At 70.4% G+C, this 18563-nt stretch carries 15 protein-coding genes; 12 read left to right on the top strand and 3 right to left on the bottom strand.

Features of this window, described 5'->3' with window-relative positions; translation table 11 throughout:
* Nucleotides 1–29: 29 nt before the first annotated feature.
* Nucleotides 30–1664 carry a ribosomal protection-like ABC-F family protein gene (abc-f, locus tag ACH4D5_RS16505; RefSeq protein ID WP_398302757.1) on the top strand — a complete coding sequence of 545 codons (1635 nt, stop codon included), beginning with the start codon at nucleotides 30–32 and terminating at the stop codon, nucleotides 1662–1664.
* 44 nt (nucleotides 1665–1708) lie between these two features.
* Here abc-f and ACH4D5_RS16500 read toward each other — a convergent pair whose 3' ends face one another.
* Entirely contained in the window at nucleotides 1709–2983 is a 1275-nt protein-coding gene (locus ACH4D5_RS16500) for a DUF2993 domain-containing protein (protein WP_398302755.1), read from the bottom strand.
* Between the two features lie 87 nt (nucleotides 2984–3070).
* Nucleotides 3071–4909, bottom strand: coding sequence for a bifunctional metallophosphatase/5'-nucleotidase (locus ACH4D5_RS16495; protein ID WP_398302753.1), 1839 nt, complete (start codon nucleotides 4907–4909; stop codon nucleotides 3071–3073).
* Nucleotides 4910–5359: 450 nt separating this feature from the next.
* On the opposite strand from ACH4D5_RS16495, the gene mshD reads away from it, so the two are divergent.
* The 11 genes from mshD to pstB all read left to right on the top strand — a co-directional run bounded on the left by mshD (nucleotide 5360) and on the right by pstB (nucleotide 17389).
* Nucleotides 5360–6349, top strand: a complete 990-nt coding sequence (gene mshD, locus ACH4D5_RS16490; RefSeq protein ID WP_398302751.1) for a mycothiol synthase — start codon at nucleotides 5360–5362, stop codon at nucleotides 6347–6349.
* Nucleotides 6350–6465: 116 nt separating this feature from the next.
* Entirely contained in the window at nucleotides 6466–6927 is a 462-nt protein-coding gene (locus tag ACH4D5_RS16485; RefSeq protein WP_398302749.1) for a GntR family transcriptional regulator, read from the top strand.
* Nucleotides 6924–7823, top strand: a complete 900-nt coding sequence (locus ACH4D5_RS16480; RefSeq protein WP_398302748.1) for an ABC transporter ATP-binding protein — start codon at nucleotides 6924–6926, stop codon at nucleotides 7821–7823. The genes ACH4D5_RS16485 and ACH4D5_RS16480 overlap by 4 nt, the downstream gene beginning before the upstream one ends.
* A complete protein-coding gene (locus ACH4D5_RS16475) occupies nucleotides 7820–8788 on the top strand; it encodes an ABC transporter permease (RefSeq protein ID WP_398302746.1) in 969 nt (322 codons plus the stop codon). Before ACH4D5_RS16480 ends, ACH4D5_RS16475 begins: the two co-directional genes overlap by 4 nt.
* Nucleotides 8789–9034: 246 nt before the next feature.
* Complete coding sequence (locus ACH4D5_RS16470; protein ID WP_398302744.1) at nucleotides 9035–11281, top strand: RNA degradosome polyphosphate kinase; 2247 nt, start codon at nucleotides 9035–9037, stop codon at nucleotides 11279–11281.
* Nucleotides 11262–12428 (top strand): CHAD domain-containing protein, encoded by a 1167-nt coding sequence (locus ACH4D5_RS16465; RefSeq protein WP_398302742.1) that lies wholly within the window; start codon nucleotides 11262–11264, stop codon nucleotides 12426–12428. Before ACH4D5_RS16470 ends, ACH4D5_RS16465 begins: the two co-directional genes overlap by 20 nt.
* Nucleotides 12425–12886, top strand: coding sequence for an NUDIX hydrolase (locus ACH4D5_RS16460; RefSeq protein ID WP_398302740.1), 462 nt, complete (start codon nucleotides 12425–12427; stop codon nucleotides 12884–12886). Before ACH4D5_RS16465 ends, ACH4D5_RS16460 begins: the two co-directional genes overlap by 4 nt.
* Nucleotides 12887–13228: 342 nt before the next feature.
* Nucleotides 13229–14353 (top strand): phosphate ABC transporter substrate-binding protein PstS, encoded by a 1125-nt coding sequence (pstS, locus tag ACH4D5_RS16455; RefSeq protein ID WP_398302738.1) that lies wholly within the window; start codon nucleotides 13229–13231, stop codon nucleotides 14351–14353.
* Nucleotides 14354–14466: 113 nt separating this feature from the next.
* The gene (pstC, locus tag ACH4D5_RS16450) at nucleotides 14467–15489 is read left to right on the top strand and encodes a phosphate ABC transporter permease subunit PstC (protein ID WP_398302736.1); all 1023 of its coding nucleotides are present in this window, start codon (nucleotides 14467–14469) and stop codon (nucleotides 15487–15489) included.
* Complete coding sequence (pstA, locus tag ACH4D5_RS16445; RefSeq protein ID WP_398302734.1) at nucleotides 15486–16559, top strand: phosphate ABC transporter permease PstA; 1074 nt, start codon at nucleotides 15486–15488, stop codon at nucleotides 16557–16559. The genes pstC and pstA overlap by 4 nt, the downstream gene beginning before the upstream one ends.
* 53 nt (nucleotides 16560–16612) lie before the next feature.
* Entirely contained in the window at nucleotides 16613–17389 is a 777-nt protein-coding gene (gene pstB / locus ACH4D5_RS16440; protein WP_398302733.1) for a phosphate ABC transporter ATP-binding protein PstB, read from the top strand.
* 171 nt (nucleotides 17390–17560) lie between these two features.
* Here pstB and ACH4D5_RS16435 read toward each other — a convergent pair whose 3' ends face one another.
* Nucleotides 17561–18559: an anion permease gene (locus ACH4D5_RS16435; RefSeq protein ID WP_398302732.1), complete on the bottom strand. Its 999-nt coding sequence runs from the start codon at nucleotides 18557–18559 to the stop codon at nucleotides 17561–17563.
* Nucleotides 18560–18563 lie beyond the last annotated feature (4 nt).

Raw genomic sequence — 18563 nt, 5'->3', positions numbered from 1 at the left:
GCCCATGCCGTCGAGCAAAGAGGACCTACTTGTTCCCAGTCACCGCCCCCACCGCCGCCCCTGCCACTCCCACCGTCTCCCAGCTCACCCTCACCGACGTCACCAAGCGCTACGAGGACCGCATCGTCCTCGACCGTGTCTCGCTCACCGTCCGGCCCGGCGAGAAGGCGGGCGTCATCGGGGACAACGGAGCCGGCAAGTCCACGCTGTTGCGGCTCATCGCGGGGCAGGAGGAGCCCGACAACGGCAGCCTCACCGTCGTCGCCCCCGGTGGCGTCGGACACCTCGCCCAGACCCTGGACCTGCCGGACACCGCGACCGTCGGCGACGCGATCGACCACGCCTTGGCCGAACTGCGGTCGCTTGAGCGGCGGATCAGGGCCGCCGAGGCCTCCCTGGAGGGCGCGGACCCGGCCGCGTACGACCGTTATGCCGCCCTGGTCGCCGAGTTCGAGGCGCGCGGCGGGCACGACGCGGACCGGCGGGTCGAGGTCGGCCTGCGCCGTCTCGGCGAACGCGGCCCGTTGGACCGCGCCCGCCCGCTCGGCACGCTCTCCGGCGGCCGGCGCGCCCGCCTCGCCCTCGCCGGGACCCTCGCGGCCGCCCCGGAGCTGCTGCTCCTCGACGAGCCGACGAACGACCTCGACGACGAGGCCGTGCGCTGGCTGGAGGACCGGCTGCGCGCCCACCGCGGCACGCTGGTCGCCGTCACGCACGACAGGGCGTTCCTCGACCGCGTCATGACGACGGTCCTGGAGGTCGACGGCGACACGCGGACCGTACGCCGCTACGGCAACGGATACGCCGGGTTCCTGACCGCCAAGGCCGCCGAACGCGCCCGCCACGAGCGCGAGTACGAGGAGTGGCGCGCCGAGGTCGCCCGGCAGTCCGCGCTCGCCGAGTCCAACATCGGACTGCTCTCCGCGATCCCCCGCAAGGCTCCGGCCGCGTTCAGCGGCGCCGGTGCGTTCCGTGCCAGGTCGCGGGCGCACGGCGCGATGAGCCGCATCCGCAGCGCACGGGAGCGGTTGCAGCGCCTCACCGAGAACCCGGTGCCGCCGCCCCCGCGGCCCCTGCGCTTCACCGCGCGGGTCATGGGCGAGGCGTCGGGGGCGGTGGAACTGACCGACGTACGGGTGCCGGGACGCCTCACCGTCGACGGCACGCTGCGGATCGGCGCGGGCGAGCGGCTGCTCGTCACCGGGCCCAACGGCGCGGGCAAGTCGACGCTGCTGCGGCTGCTCGCCGGGGAGCTGACGCCCGCGAGCGGGGAGGTCCGGCGGCCCGCGCGGGTCGGCCTGCTGCGGCAGGACAACTCCCTGTGGCAGGAGAGCCGTACGGCGCTCGCCGTATTCGGCGAGGAGCGCCGCGACGAGCTGCTCTCCCTCGGGCTCTTCCGCGAGGCGGACCTCGACCGGCCGGTGCGGGCCCTCTCGGTGGGCCTTCGCCGCCGCCTGGAACTCGCCGAACTCGTCTCCCGCCCGCTGGACCTGCTGCTCCTGGACGAGCCGACGAACCACCTCTCCCCCGCCCTGGTGGAGGACCTGGAGGCGGCGCTCGCCCGGTACCGGGGCACGCTGGTGATCGTCAGCCACGACCGGCGGCTGCGGGACCGGTTCGAGGGCGGCGAACTGGCGCTGCGGGACGGCCGATTCGTGTCCTGAGGCCTTCGTACACCAACGCCTTCGTGTCCTGACGCCTTCGTGCCCTATCCCCCGATGCCGATCCCGGCCCCCGCGATCCGCACCCGGATGCCCTCCTTCTCCACCGTCACGTCGCGCAGCGCCATCGTCCCGGTCCCCGGCAGCTTCGGCAGCTGGAAGGCGAGGGTGAGGCGGTCGGCGAGGACGGGGCGGGTGAGCTGGGAGAGCCCGTTCAGGAGGGCGGGGTCGAGGCCCAGCTTCTTGAGGAGCTCGGGGTGGCCCATCGCCACGTCGATGAGGTTCAGGCCCATCACGTCGTTCACGAACCGCGGCGAGCCGGTGAGGTCGTTGAGCTTCTCATCGCTCTTCAGGGCGCCGCGCACCACCTTCTCCGGGACGCCGAGCCGCTCGACGATCGCCGGGACGGAGAGCAGCGCCTTCGCCTTCGCCGTCTCCTCGGCGACGCGGTCGGCGGAGCTCTTCGACAGGTGCAGGCCCTCCTTCTCGCGCGTACCCGGGCGGTAGGTCGCCAGGTCGCCGAGTTGCAGGCTCATGCCGCCGATGTCGGTGGAGATGCCGCGGTCGCCGTTGCGCTGGATGCGGGCGTCGGCGCGCACCTTCAGGTCGTGGCCCGCGACGGGCAGCGTGCCGCGCGCGAGGACCTGGTCGGTGCCGCGGCCGGTGAACGTGACCTGGGAGGCGCCGAGTTCGCGGTTGAGGTCCTCGAAGGAGAGCAGGACCTCGCCGTCCATCTGCCCGATGGTGGCGCCCGTGATCGAGGTGGGCCCGTCGCCGTCGATGGTCACGTCCGACGCGGTCGCGGAGACCTTGGCGAGCGAGACCCGGTCGGCCGCGACGTCGGGGACGGTCACCTTCACCTTGTCCACGCGCTTGTCGAAGACCTGCGTGAGGAAGGGGAACCCTTCGATGTCGACCTCGGGGGCCGCGCTCAGGTTCAGCTGGTCCTTGAGCTTGTCCGCGGCCTCGTGCTCGGCGTAGAGCAGGGCCCAGCGGTCGCCGAGCGCGAGGAACGCGGTGGCGACGAGGACGGCGACCAGGGCCTTCGCGGCGAGCGGCAGACCGGCGAAGCGGTTGCGACGACGACGGCTGCGGTTACGGCTGCGGTTACGGCTGCCGCGGCGGTGGTTGGGCGGAGTCCAGGGGACGTCCGCGTCAAACCCGGCCTTGCCCTTGTCCTCGTCCTTGTCCTCGTCTTCGTGGAGGAACTCCTCCAGCGGGTTGGGCGCGAGGGCGCCCAGTTCTTCATACGGGTTGGTGTACGAGGGGGCCGGCGGCGAAGTTTCCGAAGGTGGCGTGGCTATGCGGTGGGGGGAACGCATCGAGTGATCTCACCATACGTTCACACCCCACCCCAAGCCTTACACCCGGTAAGAACCGATATCGGCCAGTTCTTTAACGCGCTGTTTTCACTTCACTACGGTAATGCGGTCCGCCTTCGGCGGCGCGATCGGCTCTTCCGCCGAGGAGTTGGCGGCCAGATAGTCGTTGAACGCCTTCAGATCATCCGCGCCGACCAACGGCTTCGCGCCCTTGCCCAGCTCGGGGAGGCCGTCGCCGCCGCCCGCGAGGAAGGAGTTCAGGGCGACGCGGTAGGTGGCCGCCGGGTCGAGCGCCTTGCCGTTCAGCTTGATGGAGTCGGTGACGACGCGGTCGGCACCGGCCTTGGTCATGTCGAGGGTGTACGTGAGCCCCTCGGACACCTGAAGGATCTTCGGGGAAGCCTGATTGGCCCCACTGACCTGCTGCTTCAGGGCGGTGACGAGCTGTGCGCCGGTCAGGTCGACCAGGTTGACGGTGTTGCTGAAGGGTTGCACGGTGAACGCCTCGCCGTACGTGACGACACCGTCCCCCTCACTGCCGCTCGCCTTGTGGACGAGGTCGGAGCGGATGCCGCCGGGGTTCATCAGCGCCAGGTCGGCCTCGGGGTCGAGCGACTTGGCGTGCGCGAGCTGCGCGTCGGCGATGAGGTCGCCGAGCGGGGACTCGGGGGTGGTGGCGCCGCGGCCCGGGATGTCGGCGGAGATGTAGCCGACCGCCTTGTTGGCGACGGGCGCGGCGAGCTTGTCCCAGCGCGAGATGAGCGACGTCATGTCGGGCGCCTTGGCCTGCTCACGGCTGACGACGTGGTTCGCCGACTTCACGCTCGTCCGCACGATGTCCTTGGTCCTGCGGTCGTACGTCAGCGTGGTGTCGGTGTAGAGCTTCCCGAAGGAGGACGCCGAGGTCACCATGCGCGGCTTGCCCGACGGGTCGGGGATCGTACAGACGTACGCGGCGTGCGTGTGCCCGGTGACGAGCGCGTCGACCTTGGGCGTGATGCCCTTGGCGATGGTGGTGATCGGCCCCGAGATCCCGTCACCGGCACCCGGTGAGTCACAGTCGTAGTTGTACGCCTGACTGGCCGGGGCGCCGCCCTCGTGGATGAGGGTGACGATGGACTTCACGCCCTGCTTGTCGAGGATCTTCGCGTACTTGTTGACGGTCTCGATCTCGTCGTGGAACTTCAGCCCCTTGACGCCCTCGGCGGAGACGATGTCCGGAGTGCCTTCCAGGGTCACTCCGATGAATCCCACCTTGACGCCCTTCTCCTTCCACACCCAGTAGGGCTTCAGGATGGGCTTGCCGGACTTCTCGTTCGTGACGTTGGCGGCGAGATAGGGGTAATCCGCGCCCTCGAACTGCTTCGGCTTCCCCTTCCGGTCCTTCTCGAAGCACCCGTCCTTGGGATGACAGCCGCCGTTCTGCATACGGGCCAGCTCGGCAGCCCCCTCATCGAACTCATGATTACCGACGCTGCTGACGTCCAGGCCGAGCTTGTTCATCGCCTCGACGGTGGGCTCGTCGTGGAAGAGCCCGGAGAGCAGCGGGCTGCCGCCGATGAGGTCGCCGGCGGCGGCGGTGACGCTGTAGGGGTGGCCCTTGCGGGCAGTACGCAGCGACGTCGCGAGGTACTCGGCCCCGCCCGCGTCGATCTTCTTCTCGCTCCCGTCGGCCTGCTTCTCCGTGACCTGCCCGGAGGATCCCGCCGGAGGCTGCAAGTTCCCGTGGAAGTCGTTGAACGACAGCAACTGCACGTCCACGGTCCGCTTCTTGCCGCCGTCCTTCCCGCCGTCCGCCGCCCCGTCCTGCCCCGCACTGGCGGGCAGCGACGCGGCAAGCGCGCCGACGGTGGCGAGCCCCGCCGCAACGGCGAGGACGCGAGTGGTACGGCGTCTGGGCCTTCGGTGCTTAGCTATGGCGGGCACGCGTTCCCCCGGGGAGGTGTGAGAAGAATGGGACCGCCCGCAGCCTAGAGTCAACGCGCGTAGCGCAACAGAGGGTTCCGGGTCACAGCCTGATTGCTGCTCGACCGATGCTCGTCCGACACTCGAGGGGACGAGCACAGGGTGACTTCAGCCGGCCCGGCGCAGGGTGGTTTCAGCCTGTCCGGCGCGGGGTGGTTTCAGCCCGTCCGGCGCTTGAGGACGAGCGCGCAGCGCAACAAACCACCCACCACCCGCGGGTGACGACGCACGGCAGGGAATTCCAGCCTGTCCGGCGCTTGAGGACGAGCGCGGAGCGCGATAAACCACCCACCCGCCGGCAGGCGACAACCCAGCGCAAGCCAAGGATCAAGCCCGTCCGGCGCTTGAGGACGCGAGCGCGCAGCGCGATGCCCCACCCCAAAGGCGCCCCGCCAGAATACGCTCGGGTGTATGACTGACGACCGCCCCGCCGAGGCCTCCCCCACCCCCCTCCGCAAGATCGAGACCCTCACCGCCCTCACCCCGGCGCAGGCCGACGCCGTGCTCGGGCTGCTCGCCGAGGCCGCCCGTACGGACGGCCAGCAGGCGGTGTCCGAGCAGGGGCGGCTGCAGCTCCGGGGAGGCCCCCGCGACGGCGTCCGGCACCTGCTGCTCACCGTCGGCGACCAGCTCGTCGGGTACGCGCAGCTGGAGGACACCGACCCCGTGGAGGCGCCCGCCGCCGAACTCGTCGTACACCCCTCGCGGCGCGGTCACGGGCACGGCAGGGCGCTCGGCACGGCGCTGCTGCACGAGTCGGGTCGGCGCCTGCGCGTATGGGCGCACGGCGGACACTCCGCGGCCCGTCACCTGGCACAGGTGCTCGGACTCGCGCTCTTCCGCGAACTGCGCCAGATGCGCCGCCCCTTGACGGACCAGGACCCGGCCGAGCCCCAGCCCCAGATCCAGGACCAGCCCCAGACACCGCTGGACCTGTCCGAGCCGCCCCTCCCCGAGGGCATCACCGTGCGTACCTTCGTGCCGGGCCAGGACGACGCGGCCTGGCTCGCGGTGAACGCCGAGGCCTTCGCGCACCACCCCGAGCAGGGCTCCCTCACCCAGCGCGACCTGGACGACCGCAAGGCGCAGCCGTGGTTCGACCCGGCGGGGTTCTTCCTCGCGGTGCGGGAGAGCGACGGCGAGCTGGTCGGCTTCCACTGGACGAAGGTGCACGCGGAGGAGCGCCTCGGCGAGGTGTACGTACTGGGCGTGCGCCCCGGCGCCCAGGGCGGCGGCCTCGGCAAGGCGCTGACCACGACGGGCCTGCGCCACCTCGCGCAGGCGGGCCTGCCGACCGCGATGCTGTACGTGGACGCGGACAACAAGGCGGCCGTCAGCGTCTACGAACGCCTCGGCTTCGTCACGTACGAGACGGACCTGATGTACCGCACGGAGACCTGACCGACACCCGACCAACAGAGCCGGACCGACGGAGTCACGGGGCGGCGTCGCTTGACGCCGCCCCTCTTTTGCACCACCCTTTCACTACTCAATTAGTGAAAGGGTGGTGCAAGGCAGTGGTCGAATACCGCATCGACCGGCGCAGCGGCGTCGCCACCTACCTCCAGATCGTCCAGCAGACCCACCAGGCCCTCCGCCTCGGCCTGCTGGAACCCGGCGACAAGCTGCCCACGGCCCGTGAGGTCGTCGAGGCCACGGCCATCAACCCGAACACGGTCCTGAAGGCCTACCGCGAGCTGGAGCGCGAAGGCCTGGTGGAGGCCCGCCGCGGCCTCGGCACCTTCGTCCGCCGCACGCTGGGCAGCGCGCCCGCCGACTCACCGCTGCGGGGGGAGCTCGTCGAGTGGGCCGCGCGGGCCCGGGCGGCGGGGCTGGAGAAGGACGACGTGGCGGCGCTCTTCAGCGCCGTACTGGAAGAACAGTTCGACTCCCCGGACACGGCACCCGCAACACCCGCAGCACCCGCAACACCCGCAGCACCCGCAGCACCCGCAACAACCAAGGGGGACCCCGCATGACCGACACCGCCATCGAGGCACACGCCCTGTCCAGACGCTTCGGCCGCCGCCAGGCCCTGCGCGACTGCTCGTTCCGCCTGCCGGTCGGGCGGGTCTGCGCGGTCGTCGGCCCCAACGGCGCCGGCAAGTCCACGCTGCTCTCCCTCGCGGCCGGCCTCGACCGGCCCGGCGGCGGCACGCTGACCGTGCTCGGCACCAGCCCCGCGAAGGCCCGCGCCCGCGTGGCCTACGTGGCCCAGGACAAGCCGCTCCACCCGCGGCTGACCATCACCGACACGCTGCGGCTCGGCGCCGAACTCAACCCGGGCCGCTGGGACATGGCGGTCGCCGAGCGTGTCCTCGCCGGAGGCGCCCTCGACCCGGGCGCCCGCGTCCGCACGCTCTCGGGCGGCCAGCGCACCCGCGTCGCGCTCGCCCTGGCCCTCGGCAAGCGCGCCGAACTGCTGCTCCTGGACGAGCCGATGGCCGACCTCGACCCGCTCGCCCGCCACCAACTCATGGGCACACTCATGGCGGAGGCCGCCGAACACGGCACGACCGTCGTCATGTCCTCCCACATCGTCGGCGAACTGGCCGACGCCTGCGACCACTTGCTCCTCGTGTCCGACGGGCGCATCCGGCTCGGCGGCGGCATCGACGACCTCGTCACCGCGCACGCCCTGGTGACGGGCGTCCGCCCGGCCGCCGACCTCGCCCCGCACACCGTCATCGAGTCCCGCGCCACCGGCCGCGGCCTGACGGCCCTGATCCGCCCCGAGGGCCCGGTCGACGACGGCTGGGACGTACAAGAGCCTTCCCTGGAGGAACTGTTGCTCGCCCATCTCCGGTCCCCGGACGCGCCGCCCCTGCTGACGCCGGGCACGACCGCCACGTCCCGGCCGGGGGTGGCGGCATGAGCCTGCCGACTCTGCGGGGCCCGCGCTGGGTGGACGTGCGCGTGCACCGCACCGCGCTCCTGAGCGCCGGTGCCTTCGTCGTCCTCGCGGTCGCCTACTCCGGCTGGCTGCGCTGGGCGGCCGGCGCCTATCCGGTCTCGGACGACAACTGCGTCGTGGGTGAAGCCTGCGACTCCTTCCTCGGCTTCGCCAGCGCCAAGGACCTGCTCGACGCCAGCATGGAGAGCGGGTCCATAGGCCTGCTCCTCGTCCCGCTGCTCATCGGCGCGTTCGTCGCGGGCCCGCTGGTGGCACGCGAGTTGGAGAGCGGCGTCCACAAGGTCTCCTGGACGCAGTCCGTGTCACCCGCGCGCTGGCTCGCCGCCAAGCTGAGCACGGCCGCCGCGCTCGCCGCGCTCGGGACGCTCGTCCTCCTGGTGGCGTTCCGGCTCGGGGCCTCCGACGTGCTCGGCGGCCGTTCGCCCCTCCATTGGGCCGACCGGGGCGTCTACGAGGCGATCGGCCCCGCCCTCGTCGCGTACTCCCTGTTCGCCGTGGCACTCGGCACGCTCATCGGGTTCGCCGTACGCCGCACGCTGCTCGCGATGGCCGCCACCGGGGCCATCACCGGGCTCGTCCTGTGGAGCCTCGGCAGCATCCGCTGGCACCTGGTGCCGGTGGACACCGTCACCGGGCCCGCCACCAAGGGCAACACCTGGCCCACCAGGTTCCCGTGGGGCTCCTTCAGCATGGACCAGGGAGTCACCAACGCCGCAGGTGAACGCTTCAACGAGCACGCGTGCCTCCCGAAGCCGTCCCCCGGCTTCTCCTGCCCCACCGACACGAAGATCACCGGCTGGTACATGGACTACCACCCCCGGTCCCACTTCTGGCACGTCCAGTTGATCGAGACCGGCATCGTCCTCGCCCTCGCCGCCATCGCCACGTACGCGGTCTTCCGCCTCCTGCGCCACCGCACGGCCTGAACCGTACGACCGCCCGAGTGCCCTGAACCGTACGATCGACCAAGACCCCCGGCCCTGTAGACGCCCGGGGGTCTTCGGCCGATGTCCCGCACGTCATGTCGCCGTAACCACTGATTCAGACAGCCTTGCGACGCTCGCTCAATGACGCCCGCCGCGCCCGACCCCGCCCCGGAGAACGGGAGGCTCCGCCTCACTCCCGCGCTCTCCGACGCGCCCATCGTCGTGCCCGCGCGGAACAATGGATCCATGAGCCAGCAGAACACGCAGGGACGAGTCCAGCACGCCCAGCCTTCCGTGGGTTCCATCGCCGCGCACCGGCCCGCCACCATCGCCGCCACCGTCTCCGACCTGGACCCCGACATCGACGCGGATCTCGACGCGTACGACGAGGACGCCGCGGTCGGCCACGACGGCGCCGAGCTGCCGCAGGGGCGGTTCCTGGACCGTGAACGCAGCTGGCTCGCCTTCAACGAAAGAGTGCTTGAACTCGCCGAGGACCCGCACACCCCCCTCCTCGAACGGGCGAATTTCCTGGCGATCTTCGCCTCGAACCTGGACGAGTTCTTCATGGTCCGCGTCGCCGGCCTCAAGCGCCGCATCGCGACCGGCGTCGCCACCCGTTCGGCCTCCGGCCTGCAGCCCCGCGAGGTCCTCGACCTCATCTGGAACCGCTCCCGCGAGCTCATGGCCCGGCACGCCGCCTGCTACCAGGACGACGTCGCGCCCGGCCTCGCCGAGGAGGGCATCCAGCTGGTGCGCTGGCACGAGCTGACCGAGAAGGAGCAGTCCCGGCTCTTCACGCTGTTCCGGCAGCAGATCTTCCCCGTCCTGACCCCGCTGGCCGTGGACCCCGCGCACCCCTTCCCGTACATCTCGGGGCTCTCCCTGAACCTCGCCGTGGTCGTGCGCAACCCCGTCTCCGGCCACCAGCACTTCGCACGCGTGAAGGTCCCTCCGCTGCTCTCCCGCTTCCTGGAGGCCTCCCCGCAGCGGTACGTCCCCATAGAGGACGTCATCGCCGCGCCCGCGCACCTCCAGGAGCTCTTCCCGGGCATGGAGATCCAGGAGCACCACATGTTCCGGCTCACCAGGAATGAGGACCTGGAGGTCGAGGAGGACGACGCGGAGAACCTCCTCCAGGCCCTGGAGAAGGAGCTCATGCGGCGCCGCTTCGGGCCGCCCGTGCGCCTGGAGGTCGAGGAGACCATCGCTCCGAACGTCCTCAGCCTGCTGGTGCGCGAGCTGAAGATCAGCGAGGCCGAGGTCTACCCGCTGCCGGGCCCGCTCGACCTCACCGGCCTCTTCAGCATCGCCAAGCTGGACCGGCCCGAGCTGAAGTACCCGAAGTTCGTGGCCGGCACCCACCGCGACCTCGCCGAGGTCGAGTCGGCGTCCGCGCCCGACATATTCGCCGCCCTTCGCGAACGCGACGTACTCCTGCACCACCCGTACGACTCCTTCTCCACGTCCGTGCAGGCCTTCCTGGAGCAGGCGGCGTCCGACCCCGACGTCCTCGCCATCAAGCAGACGCTGTACCGCACCTCGGGCGACTCCCCGATAGTGGACGCGCTGATCGACGCCGCCGAGTCCGGCAAGCAGGTCCTCGTCCTCGTCGAGATCAAGGCCCGCTTCGACGAGCAGGCCAACATCAAGTGGGCCCGCAAGCTGGAGGAGGCCGGCTGCCACGTGGTCTACGGCATCGTCGGCCTGAAGACCCACTGCAAGCTCTCCCTCGTCGTGCGCCAGGAGGGCGAGACCCTCATCCGCTACTCCCACGTGGGCACCGGCAACTACCACCCGAAGACCGCCCGCCTCTACGAGGACCTGGGCCTCCTCACCTCCAACGCGGAGGTCGGCGCGGACCTGTCCGACCTCTTCAACCGGCTCTCCGGCTACTCCCGCCGCGAGACCTTCCGCCGGCTGCTCGTGGCCCCCAAGTCCCTGCGCGACGGCCTCGTCTCCCGCATCAACAAGGAGACGCAGCACCACCGGGCGGGCCGCCCCGCCTACGTCCGCATCAAGGTCAACTCGATGGTCGACGAGGCGATCATCGACGCGCTCTACCGCGCGTCGCAGGCGGGCGTCGAGGTGGACGTGTGGGTGCGCGGCATCTGCGCGGTGCGCCCCGGCGTCGAGGGCCTCTCGGAGAACATTCGGGTACGTTCCGTCCTCGGCCGCTTCCTGGAACACTCCCGCGTCTTCGCCTTCGGCAACGGCGGCGAACCGGAGGTGTGGATCGGCAGCGCCGACATGATGCACCGCAATCTCGACCGCCGCATCGAGGCGCTGGTCCGGGTCCAGGACCCGGCGCACCGGGCGGCCCTCAGCCGGCTTCTGGAGACCGGCATGTCGGACACCACCGCCTCCTGGCACCTGGGCGCGGACGGCAACTGGACCCGCCACTCGGTGGACCCGGAAGGCCAGCCGCTGCGGAACGTGCAGGAGATGCTCATAGACGCCCGGAGGCGCCGGCGTGGCACAGCAACACCATGAGATGACGGGTACGAAGACGGCCACGGGCACGGGTATTGGCACCGGTGCCGGTACCGGTGTCGGTGCCGCGGGCGATGCCCTCACGGCCTACCTGCAGGACCAGGCCACCGACTTCCTCCGCTCGCTGCGGCTGCACCGCGAGTCCACGACGGACGCGCAGGGTGCGGAGGAGTCCCTGGAGGCGGCCTGCGCCCTGCGCCGCGCGGCGCGCCGCATCGGCGCCACGCTGCACACGTTCCGCCCTCTCCTCGACCCGGACTGGGCCTCCTCCCTGCGCGCCGAACTGGCCTGGCTCTCCGGCACCTTGGCCCAGGAACACGCCTACGCCACCCGCCTGGACCGCCTCTCCACAGCCCTCCACCGCCTCTCGGGCCCACCTCAACTCCCGCCGCCGACGACGCCGGTGGAAACAACCTCCGAGCCCGCTGTGGCTGCGGCCGGTGTCACTGCTGTGGGCAGGCGTTCCGCACGGCGGAACGGGTGGGCACAGCCCCCGGTGCCGGGTACCGAGAACGGGGGCACCACCCCGCGAGGCCTGGCGGTAGGCGCAGCCAAAGCCGCCGCGCTACTGGAGCGGCAACTCACCCTCGCCAAGACCCGGGCCCACTCCACCACCCTCCAAGCCTTCGGCTCCTCCCGCTTCCACGCAGTGGCGGACAACGTGGCCGTACTGGCCAGCGAGGTCCCCCTCCGCGACGCCGCGAGGGACGACCTCCAAGCCCTCGCGGAACAGGCCAGGACCACCCTGACCGAAGCCGTCACCGCCCTCCCCCTCGGCCAGGCAGGCCACCCCTACAACGCGGGCGCCCTCTCCCACGGCCTCGCCCCCACGGACACCGCCCCGGACGCCCAGGACGCCCCGTGGCTGAAGGTCCGCTCCCTGCTGCGCCTGCACCGGTACGCCCAGGAAGTCCTGGGCCACCCGCACGCGGAGCCCCGTATCGCGGACGCGAGCCACGCCCTGAACGTCCACCGCGAGGCGGCGGCCGCGGCGGCCGCCGCGGCACACGCGGCGCGGACCCCGCGGATCGCCCCGGCCACGGCGTACGCCCTCGGCGTGCTCCACGCCGACCAGCGCCACGAGGTGGAGGCGGCACGTTTCGCCTTCCACCAGGCGTGGCTGCGCGAGGAGGCGAGGACCTGGTGACGTACCACGAGAACCCGGTGACGTACGAGGAGAGCCGGCCCGGCGACGAGCTCGTCCGGGCGGCCGGCTGCGTCCTGTGGCGGCCCGCCCCCACCGCACCGCACGGCATCGAACTCGCCCTGGTCCACCGCCCCAAGTGGTCGGACTGGTCCCACCCGAAGGGCAAGCTGAAGCACGGCGAGACGGCGGACGAGGCGGCCGTACGGGAAGTGCTCGAAGAGACCGGCATGACGTGTGAGCTCGGCGCGGAGCTCCCCACGGCCCACTACAGGGACGCGCAAGGCCGCCCCAAGGAGGTCCGCTACTGGGCCGCCGAAGCGCGCTCCGGCACCTTCGTCCCCAACTCCGAGGTGTCGCACCTCCGGTGGCTGGACCCCGACGCGGCCCGCCGCCGCCTGACGCGCGAAAGAGACGCGGAACTCGTCACAGATCTGCTCGCGGCACTGACGAAGCGCTAGGCAGCCGTATCCCGCCGCTCGCGCAGAGCCCTGCAGAACTCCAGGCAGATCCAGACGCCCACGCCGGCGACGGTGAGCAGGACAGCCATGCCCAGAAGGAACGGGTAGATCATGCGCTGATCGTATCCGGCGCACTGGACCAGCCGTCTTCACCCTGCGTAGTCTGAGCGCTACTTTTTGTAGCGCATCACCTAACCAGGCCGACCGCCGAGGTTCACCCGCCGTTCACTCGCGTCCATCGGCCGCTTCACTTGCCCTGCCTAATTTCGGCCTTACAACACGACGCAAGTCATCGCACGCCGCCAGCAAAGGGTCGGCGGCTCCCGGAAGGAAGACCCGAAAGTGAAGCTTCAGCGCAAGAACCGGCTCCGCGCCCTCTCCCTCGGCGCCCTCGCCGTCTCCGGCGCCCTGGCCCTCACGGCGTGCGGCTCCGACGACACGAGCTCGGGTGATGGCGGCAAGGAGACGAACGCCAACGCCAACATCAAGTGTGACGACGCCAAGGGCCAGCTCGCGGCCTCCGGCTCGTCCGCGCAGAAGAACGCGATCGACGCCTGGCGGAAGGTCTACACGACCAACTGCAAGGACGTGCAGCTGAACTACAACCCGACGGGCTCGGGCGCCGGCATCACCGCGTTCGTGCAGGGCCAGACCGCGTTCGCCGGTTCCGACTCGGCGCTGAAGCCCGAAGAGGTCGAGAAGTCGAAGAAGGTCTGCGAGGGCAGCCAGGCCATCAACCTGCCCATGGTGGGCGGCCCGATCGCCATCGGTTACAACGTCCCGGGCGTCGACAACCTGACCCTGGACGCCAAGACCCTGGCCGACATCTTCAACAACAAGATCAAGAGCTGGGACGACAAGGCGATCGAGAAGCTCAACCCCGACGTCAAGCTCCCCAGCACCAAGATCCAGGCCTTCCACCGCTCCGACGAGTCCGGCACCACGGACAACTTCACCAAGTACCTGAAGGGCGCCGCCCCGAGCGCCTGGCCGTACGAGCCGGGCAAGTCGTGGGAGCCCAAGGGCGGCCAGTCCGCGAACGGCTCCGCCGGTGTCGCGGGACAGGTCAAGCAGACCGCGGGCGCCATCTCGTACTTCGAGCTCTCCTACGCCGGTGAGGGCGTCAAGACCGTCGACCTGAAGACCGGGGCCAAGGAGCCGGTGAAGGCCACCGTCGACAACGCCTCCAAGGCCATCGCCGAGGCGAAGGTCGTCGGCAAGGGCAAGGACCTCGCCCTTGAGCTGAACTACAAGCCGACCGCCGAGGGCGCCTACCCGATCACCCTGGTGACGTACGAGGTCGTCTGCGAGAAGGGCAACAAGGCGGAGACGCTCCCCGCCACCAAGTCCTTCCTGACCTACATCGCCAGCGAGGACGGCCAGAACGTCCTCAAGGAGAACGACTACGCGCCGATCCCGGCCGAGATCATCTCCAAGGTCCGCACCACCGTCGCGGGCCTGAGCTAGCTGAACCGAGTGCGGCCGGCCCCGCAAGGCCGGGCCGGCCGCACCGTCCGGTGCACCGCCGCCACGGAGCGCCTGCGACACCCGCACGGCGCCTCCGCAGACCGGAGAACCCCATGGACATACCAAGCAATACGACCGCACCCCCGCCCGTCGGCGACGCGAAGCCGACGGCCCCGGTGAGCAAGGCAGCCGCCCGCGGCGCCACCCGCCCCGGCGACAAGATCTTCCTCGGCCTCTCCCGGGGCTCCGGCATCGCGCTCCTCGTGATCATGGCCGCCATCGCGGCGTTCCTCACGTACCGCACGGTCCTCGCCCTCGCCGACAACACCGGCAACTTCCTCACCACCTTCGAGTGGGACCCGGCCGGCATGAGCACCGGGGGCAAGCCGTACTTCGGCATCGCCGTCCTGGTCTTCGGCACCGTGGTGAGCTCGGTCATCGCCCTCGCGATCGCGGTGCCCGTCGCCATCGGCATCGCGCTGTTCATCTCGCACTACGCGCCGCGCAGACTCGCCTCCCCCATCGCGTACGTGATCGACCTGCTGGCCGCCGTGCCCTCGATCGTGTACGGCCTGTGGGGCGCCCTCGTGGTCGCGCCCAACCTCACCGGCCTCTACAGCTGGCTCGACGACTACTTCGGCTGGACCGGGATCTTCGAGTACGAGGGCGGCGCCCCGCGCTCCCTGATGACCGTCGGCATCCTCCTCGCGATCATGATCCTGCCGATCATCACGAACGTGAGCCGCGAGGTCTTCCTCCAGGTCCCGAAGATGCACGAGGAGGCCGCGCTCGCCCTCGGCGCCACGCGCTGGGAGGTCATCCGCATGTCGGTGCTGCCCTTCGGCCGCTCCGGCATCATCTCCGCCTCGATGCTGGGCCTCGGCCGCGCGCTCGGCGAGACGATCGCCGTCGCCACCGTGCTCTCCCCGAACTTCGTCATCAACGCGTCCGTGCTCGACTACGGCGGCGGCACCTTCGCGCAGAACATCGCCAGCAAGTTCAACGAGGCCAGTGAGTACGGCCAGGACGCGCTCATCGCCTCCGGCCTGGTGCTCTTCGTCATCACCCTGCTGGTCAACGGCGCGGCCCGCCTGATCATCGCGCGCCGCAAGGAGTACTCGGGGGCCAACGCATGAGCACCACGACACCCACCCCGCCCGCGCCGCTCACCAAGCGGCCGTCCACCCTCAAGGCCGCGACGCTGCCCCGCTGGTCGCCGCTGGCCGTCGCCGCGGGATCGGCCGCCGTCGGCATCGGCATCGGCGTCGCGGCCGGCCTGGACAGCCGCATCCAGTGGGGCCTGATCGCCGCCGTCCTCTTCATCGTCGGGTCGTACGCACTCGCGGTGGCCGTCGAGGGCAGCCGACAGGCCAAGGACCGCCTCGCCACCTCGATGGTGTGGGTCATGTTCCTGCTCGCCGTCGTCCCGCTGGCCTCGCTGATCTACGAGACCGCGAAGCGCGGCATCAAGGTCTTCGACGTCTACTTCCTGACGCACTCCATGGGCGTCGTCGCCGACGAGGAGACGGGCGGCGGCATCTACCACGCGATCATCGGCAGCCTGGAGCAGGTGCTCCTGGCCTCCGTGATCGCCGTGCCGATCGGCCTGCTCACCGCGGTCTACCTCGTGGAGTACGGCCGCGGGAAGCTCGCCAAGACCGTCACGTTCTTCGTGGACGTCATGACCGGCATCCCGTCGATCGTCGCGGGCCTGTTCGTCCTCAGCTTCTGGATCCTGATCCTCGGCTTCGACTTCTCCGGCTGGGCCGGCGCCATGGCGCTCGCCATCCTGATGATGCCGGTGATCGTGCGCTCCACCGAGGAGATGCTCAAGCTCGTCCCGAACGAGCTGCGCGAGGCCTCGCTCGCCCTCGGCGTGCCGAAGTGGCGGACCATCCTCAAGGTCGTCCTGCCCACCGCGATCGGCGGCATCACCACGGGCGTCATGCTCTCGGTGGCCCGCATCGCCGGTGAGACCGCGCCGGTCCTGCTCCTGGTCTGGGTGACCCCGCTGATCAACACGAACCCGTTCGACGGGGCGCAGGGCTCGCTGCCGCTGTACATCTACCAGCAGTACGCGGCAGGCACCGACGCGTCGTACGACCGCGCCTGGGCCGCTGCCCTCGCCCTCATCGGCTTCATCATGATCCTCAACCTGGCGGCCCGCGGCGTAGCCCGCTGGAAGGCCCCCAAGACGGGCCGCTGAGCGGCCATATCAGCGACCTCTCCCGCAGAACTCCGAAAGAAGCAGTGATCCCCATGGCCAAGCGAATCGACGTATCGGGCCTCACCGCCTATTACGGCTCCCACAAGGCGATCGACGACATCTCCATGACCGTGGAGCCGCGCTCCGTGACGGCCTTCATCGGCCCGTCCGGCTGCGGCAAGTCCACGTTCCTGCGCACCCTGAACCGCATGCACGAGGTCACCCCCGGCGGCCGCGTCGAGGGCAAGGTGCTCCTGGACGACGAGGACCTGTACGGCAGCGGCGTCGACCCGGTGAACGTGCGCCGCACGGTCGGCATGGTCTTCCAGCGCCCGAACCCGTTCCCCACGATGTCGATCTTCGACAACGTCGCGGCGGGCCTGAAGCTCAACGGCTCGTACAAGAAGAACGAGCTGAACGACGTCGTCGAGAAGTCCCTCAAGGGCGCGAACCTCTGGAACGAGGTCAAGGACCGCCTCAACAAGCCCGGCTCGGGCCTCTCCGGCGGCCAGCAGCAGCGCCTGTGCATCGCGCGTGCCATCGCCGTCGAGCCCGACGTCCTCCTCATGGACGAGCCCTGCTCGGCCCTCGACCCGATCTCGACCCTCGCCATCGAGGACCTGATCGGCGAGCTGAAGGAGCGCTTCACGATCGTCATCGTGACGCACAACATGCAGCAGGCGGCCCGCGTCTCGGACCGCACCGCGTTCTTCAACCTGGCCGCCGTCGGCCAGCCCGGCAAGCTCGTCGAGATCGACGACACCGAGCGGATCTTCTCCAACCCGTCGGTGCAGGCGACCGAGGACTACATCTCGGGCCGCTTCGGCTAGGCCCCCCGACTCCCCGCGGTGCTGCATGGCGGTGCCACCGCAGGGACAACAAGAGAGGCCCGCCCCCTGGCTCCCGGGGGGCGGGCCTCTCCTATGTGTGGCTACGGGGTGCGCCCCGTAAGGGGCGCGGGGAACTGCGCGACCAGCCACAGCGGGCCCGCAGTCGAAGAGCTACAAGAACGCGAGGTTCACGATCCAGAAGCTCACCGCGGCCACCAGCGCCGCGGCCGGCATCGTGATGAACCAGCCCAAGATGATGTTCTTGGCGACACCCCACCGCACCGCGTTCACGCGCTTCGTCGCGCCCACACCCATGATCGCCGAAGTGATCACGTGCGTCGTCGAGATCGGCGCGTGGAACATGAACGCGGTGGTGAACATGATGCCCGCGCCGGTCGTCTCGGCGGCGAAGCCCTGCGGCGGGTCCAGCTCGATGATCTTGCGGCCGAGGGTCCGCATGATGCGCCAGCCGCCCGCGTACGTACCGGCGGAGAGCATCAGCGCACAGGCGATCTTGACCCAGATCGGGATGGGCGCGTCCGCGCTCTGCACGTCGGAGATGACGAGGGCCATCACCACGATGCCCATCGTCTTCTGCGCGTCCTGGAGGCCGTGGCCGAGGGCCATGCCCGCCGCGGAGACCGTCTGCGCGATGCGGAAGCCGCGCTTGGCCTTGTGCGGGTTGGACTTGCGGAACATCCACATGATCGCGCACATCACCAGATAGCCGGCGACGAGGCCGACCACCGGCGACAGGAACATCGGGATGACGATCTTGTCGAGGACCCCGGACCAGATGACCCCGATCCCGCCGGCGAGCGCGGCGCCGACCATGCCGCCGAACAGCGCGTGCGACGAGGACGAGGGCAGTCCGAAGTACCAGGTGATGAGGTTCCACACGATCGCGCCGATGAGGGCCGCGAAGAGGATCCACATCCCCTTGTCGCCGTGCGGGGTCTCGATGATCCCCTCACTGACGGTCTTGGCGACGCCGCTGCCCATGAAGGCACCGGCGAGGTTCATCACCGCGGCCATGGCGAGCGCCGCGCGAGGCGTCAGCGCACGGGTGGAGACGGAGGTGGCGATGGCGTTCGCCGAGTCGTGAAAGCCGTTCGTATACGTGAAACCGAGCGCGACGCCGATCGTCACGATCAAAGCAAAGGTGTCCATGGCG

The organism is Streptomyces sp. NPDC018029 (genome assembly GCF_044327655.1).
In the GTDB taxonomy this organism is placed as follows: Bacteria; Actinomycetota; Actinomycetes; order Streptomycetales; family Streptomycetaceae; genus Streptomyces.
The sequence above is the reverse complement of the archived record's forward strand: the minus strand, read 5'-3'. Positions and strand labels throughout refer to the sequence as shown.

Excerpts from the sequence above, each read along its gene's own strand:
- mshD (WP_398302751.1), top strand. The coding sequence starts at position 5,360 with ATGACTGACGACCGCCCCGCCGAGGCCTCCCCCACCCCCCTCCGCAAG.
- ACH4D5_RS16480 (WP_398302748.1), top strand. The coding sequence starts at position 6,924 with ATGACCGACACCGCCATCGAGGCACACGCCCTGTCCAGACGCTTCGGC.
- ACH4D5_RS16475 (WP_398302746.1), top strand. The coding sequence starts at position 7,820 with ATGAGCCTGCCGACTCTGCGGGGCCCGCGCTGGGTGGACGTGCGCGTG.
- ACH4D5_RS16500 (WP_398302755.1), bottom strand. The coding sequence starts at position 2,983 with ATGCGTTCCCCCCACCGCATAGCCACGCCACCTTCGGAAACTTCGCCG.
- ACH4D5_RS16470 (WP_398302744.1), top strand. The coding sequence starts at position 9,035 with ATGAGCCAGCAGAACACGCAGGGACGAGTCCAGCACGCCCAGCCTTCC.
- ACH4D5_RS16435 (WP_398302732.1), bottom strand. The coding sequence starts at position 18,559 with ATGGACACCTTTGCTTTGATCGTGACGATCGGCGTCGCGCTCGGTTTC.
- pstB (WP_398302733.1), top strand. The coding sequence starts at position 16,613 with ATGGCCAAGCGAATCGACGTATCGGGCCTCACCGCCTATTACGGCTCC.
- pstC (WP_398302736.1), top strand. The coding sequence starts at position 14,467 with ATGGACATACCAAGCAATACGACCGCACCCCCGCCCGTCGGCGACGCG.
- pstA (WP_398302734.1), top strand. The coding sequence starts at position 15,486 with ATGAGCACCACGACACCCACCCCGCCCGCGCCGCTCACCAAGCGGCCG.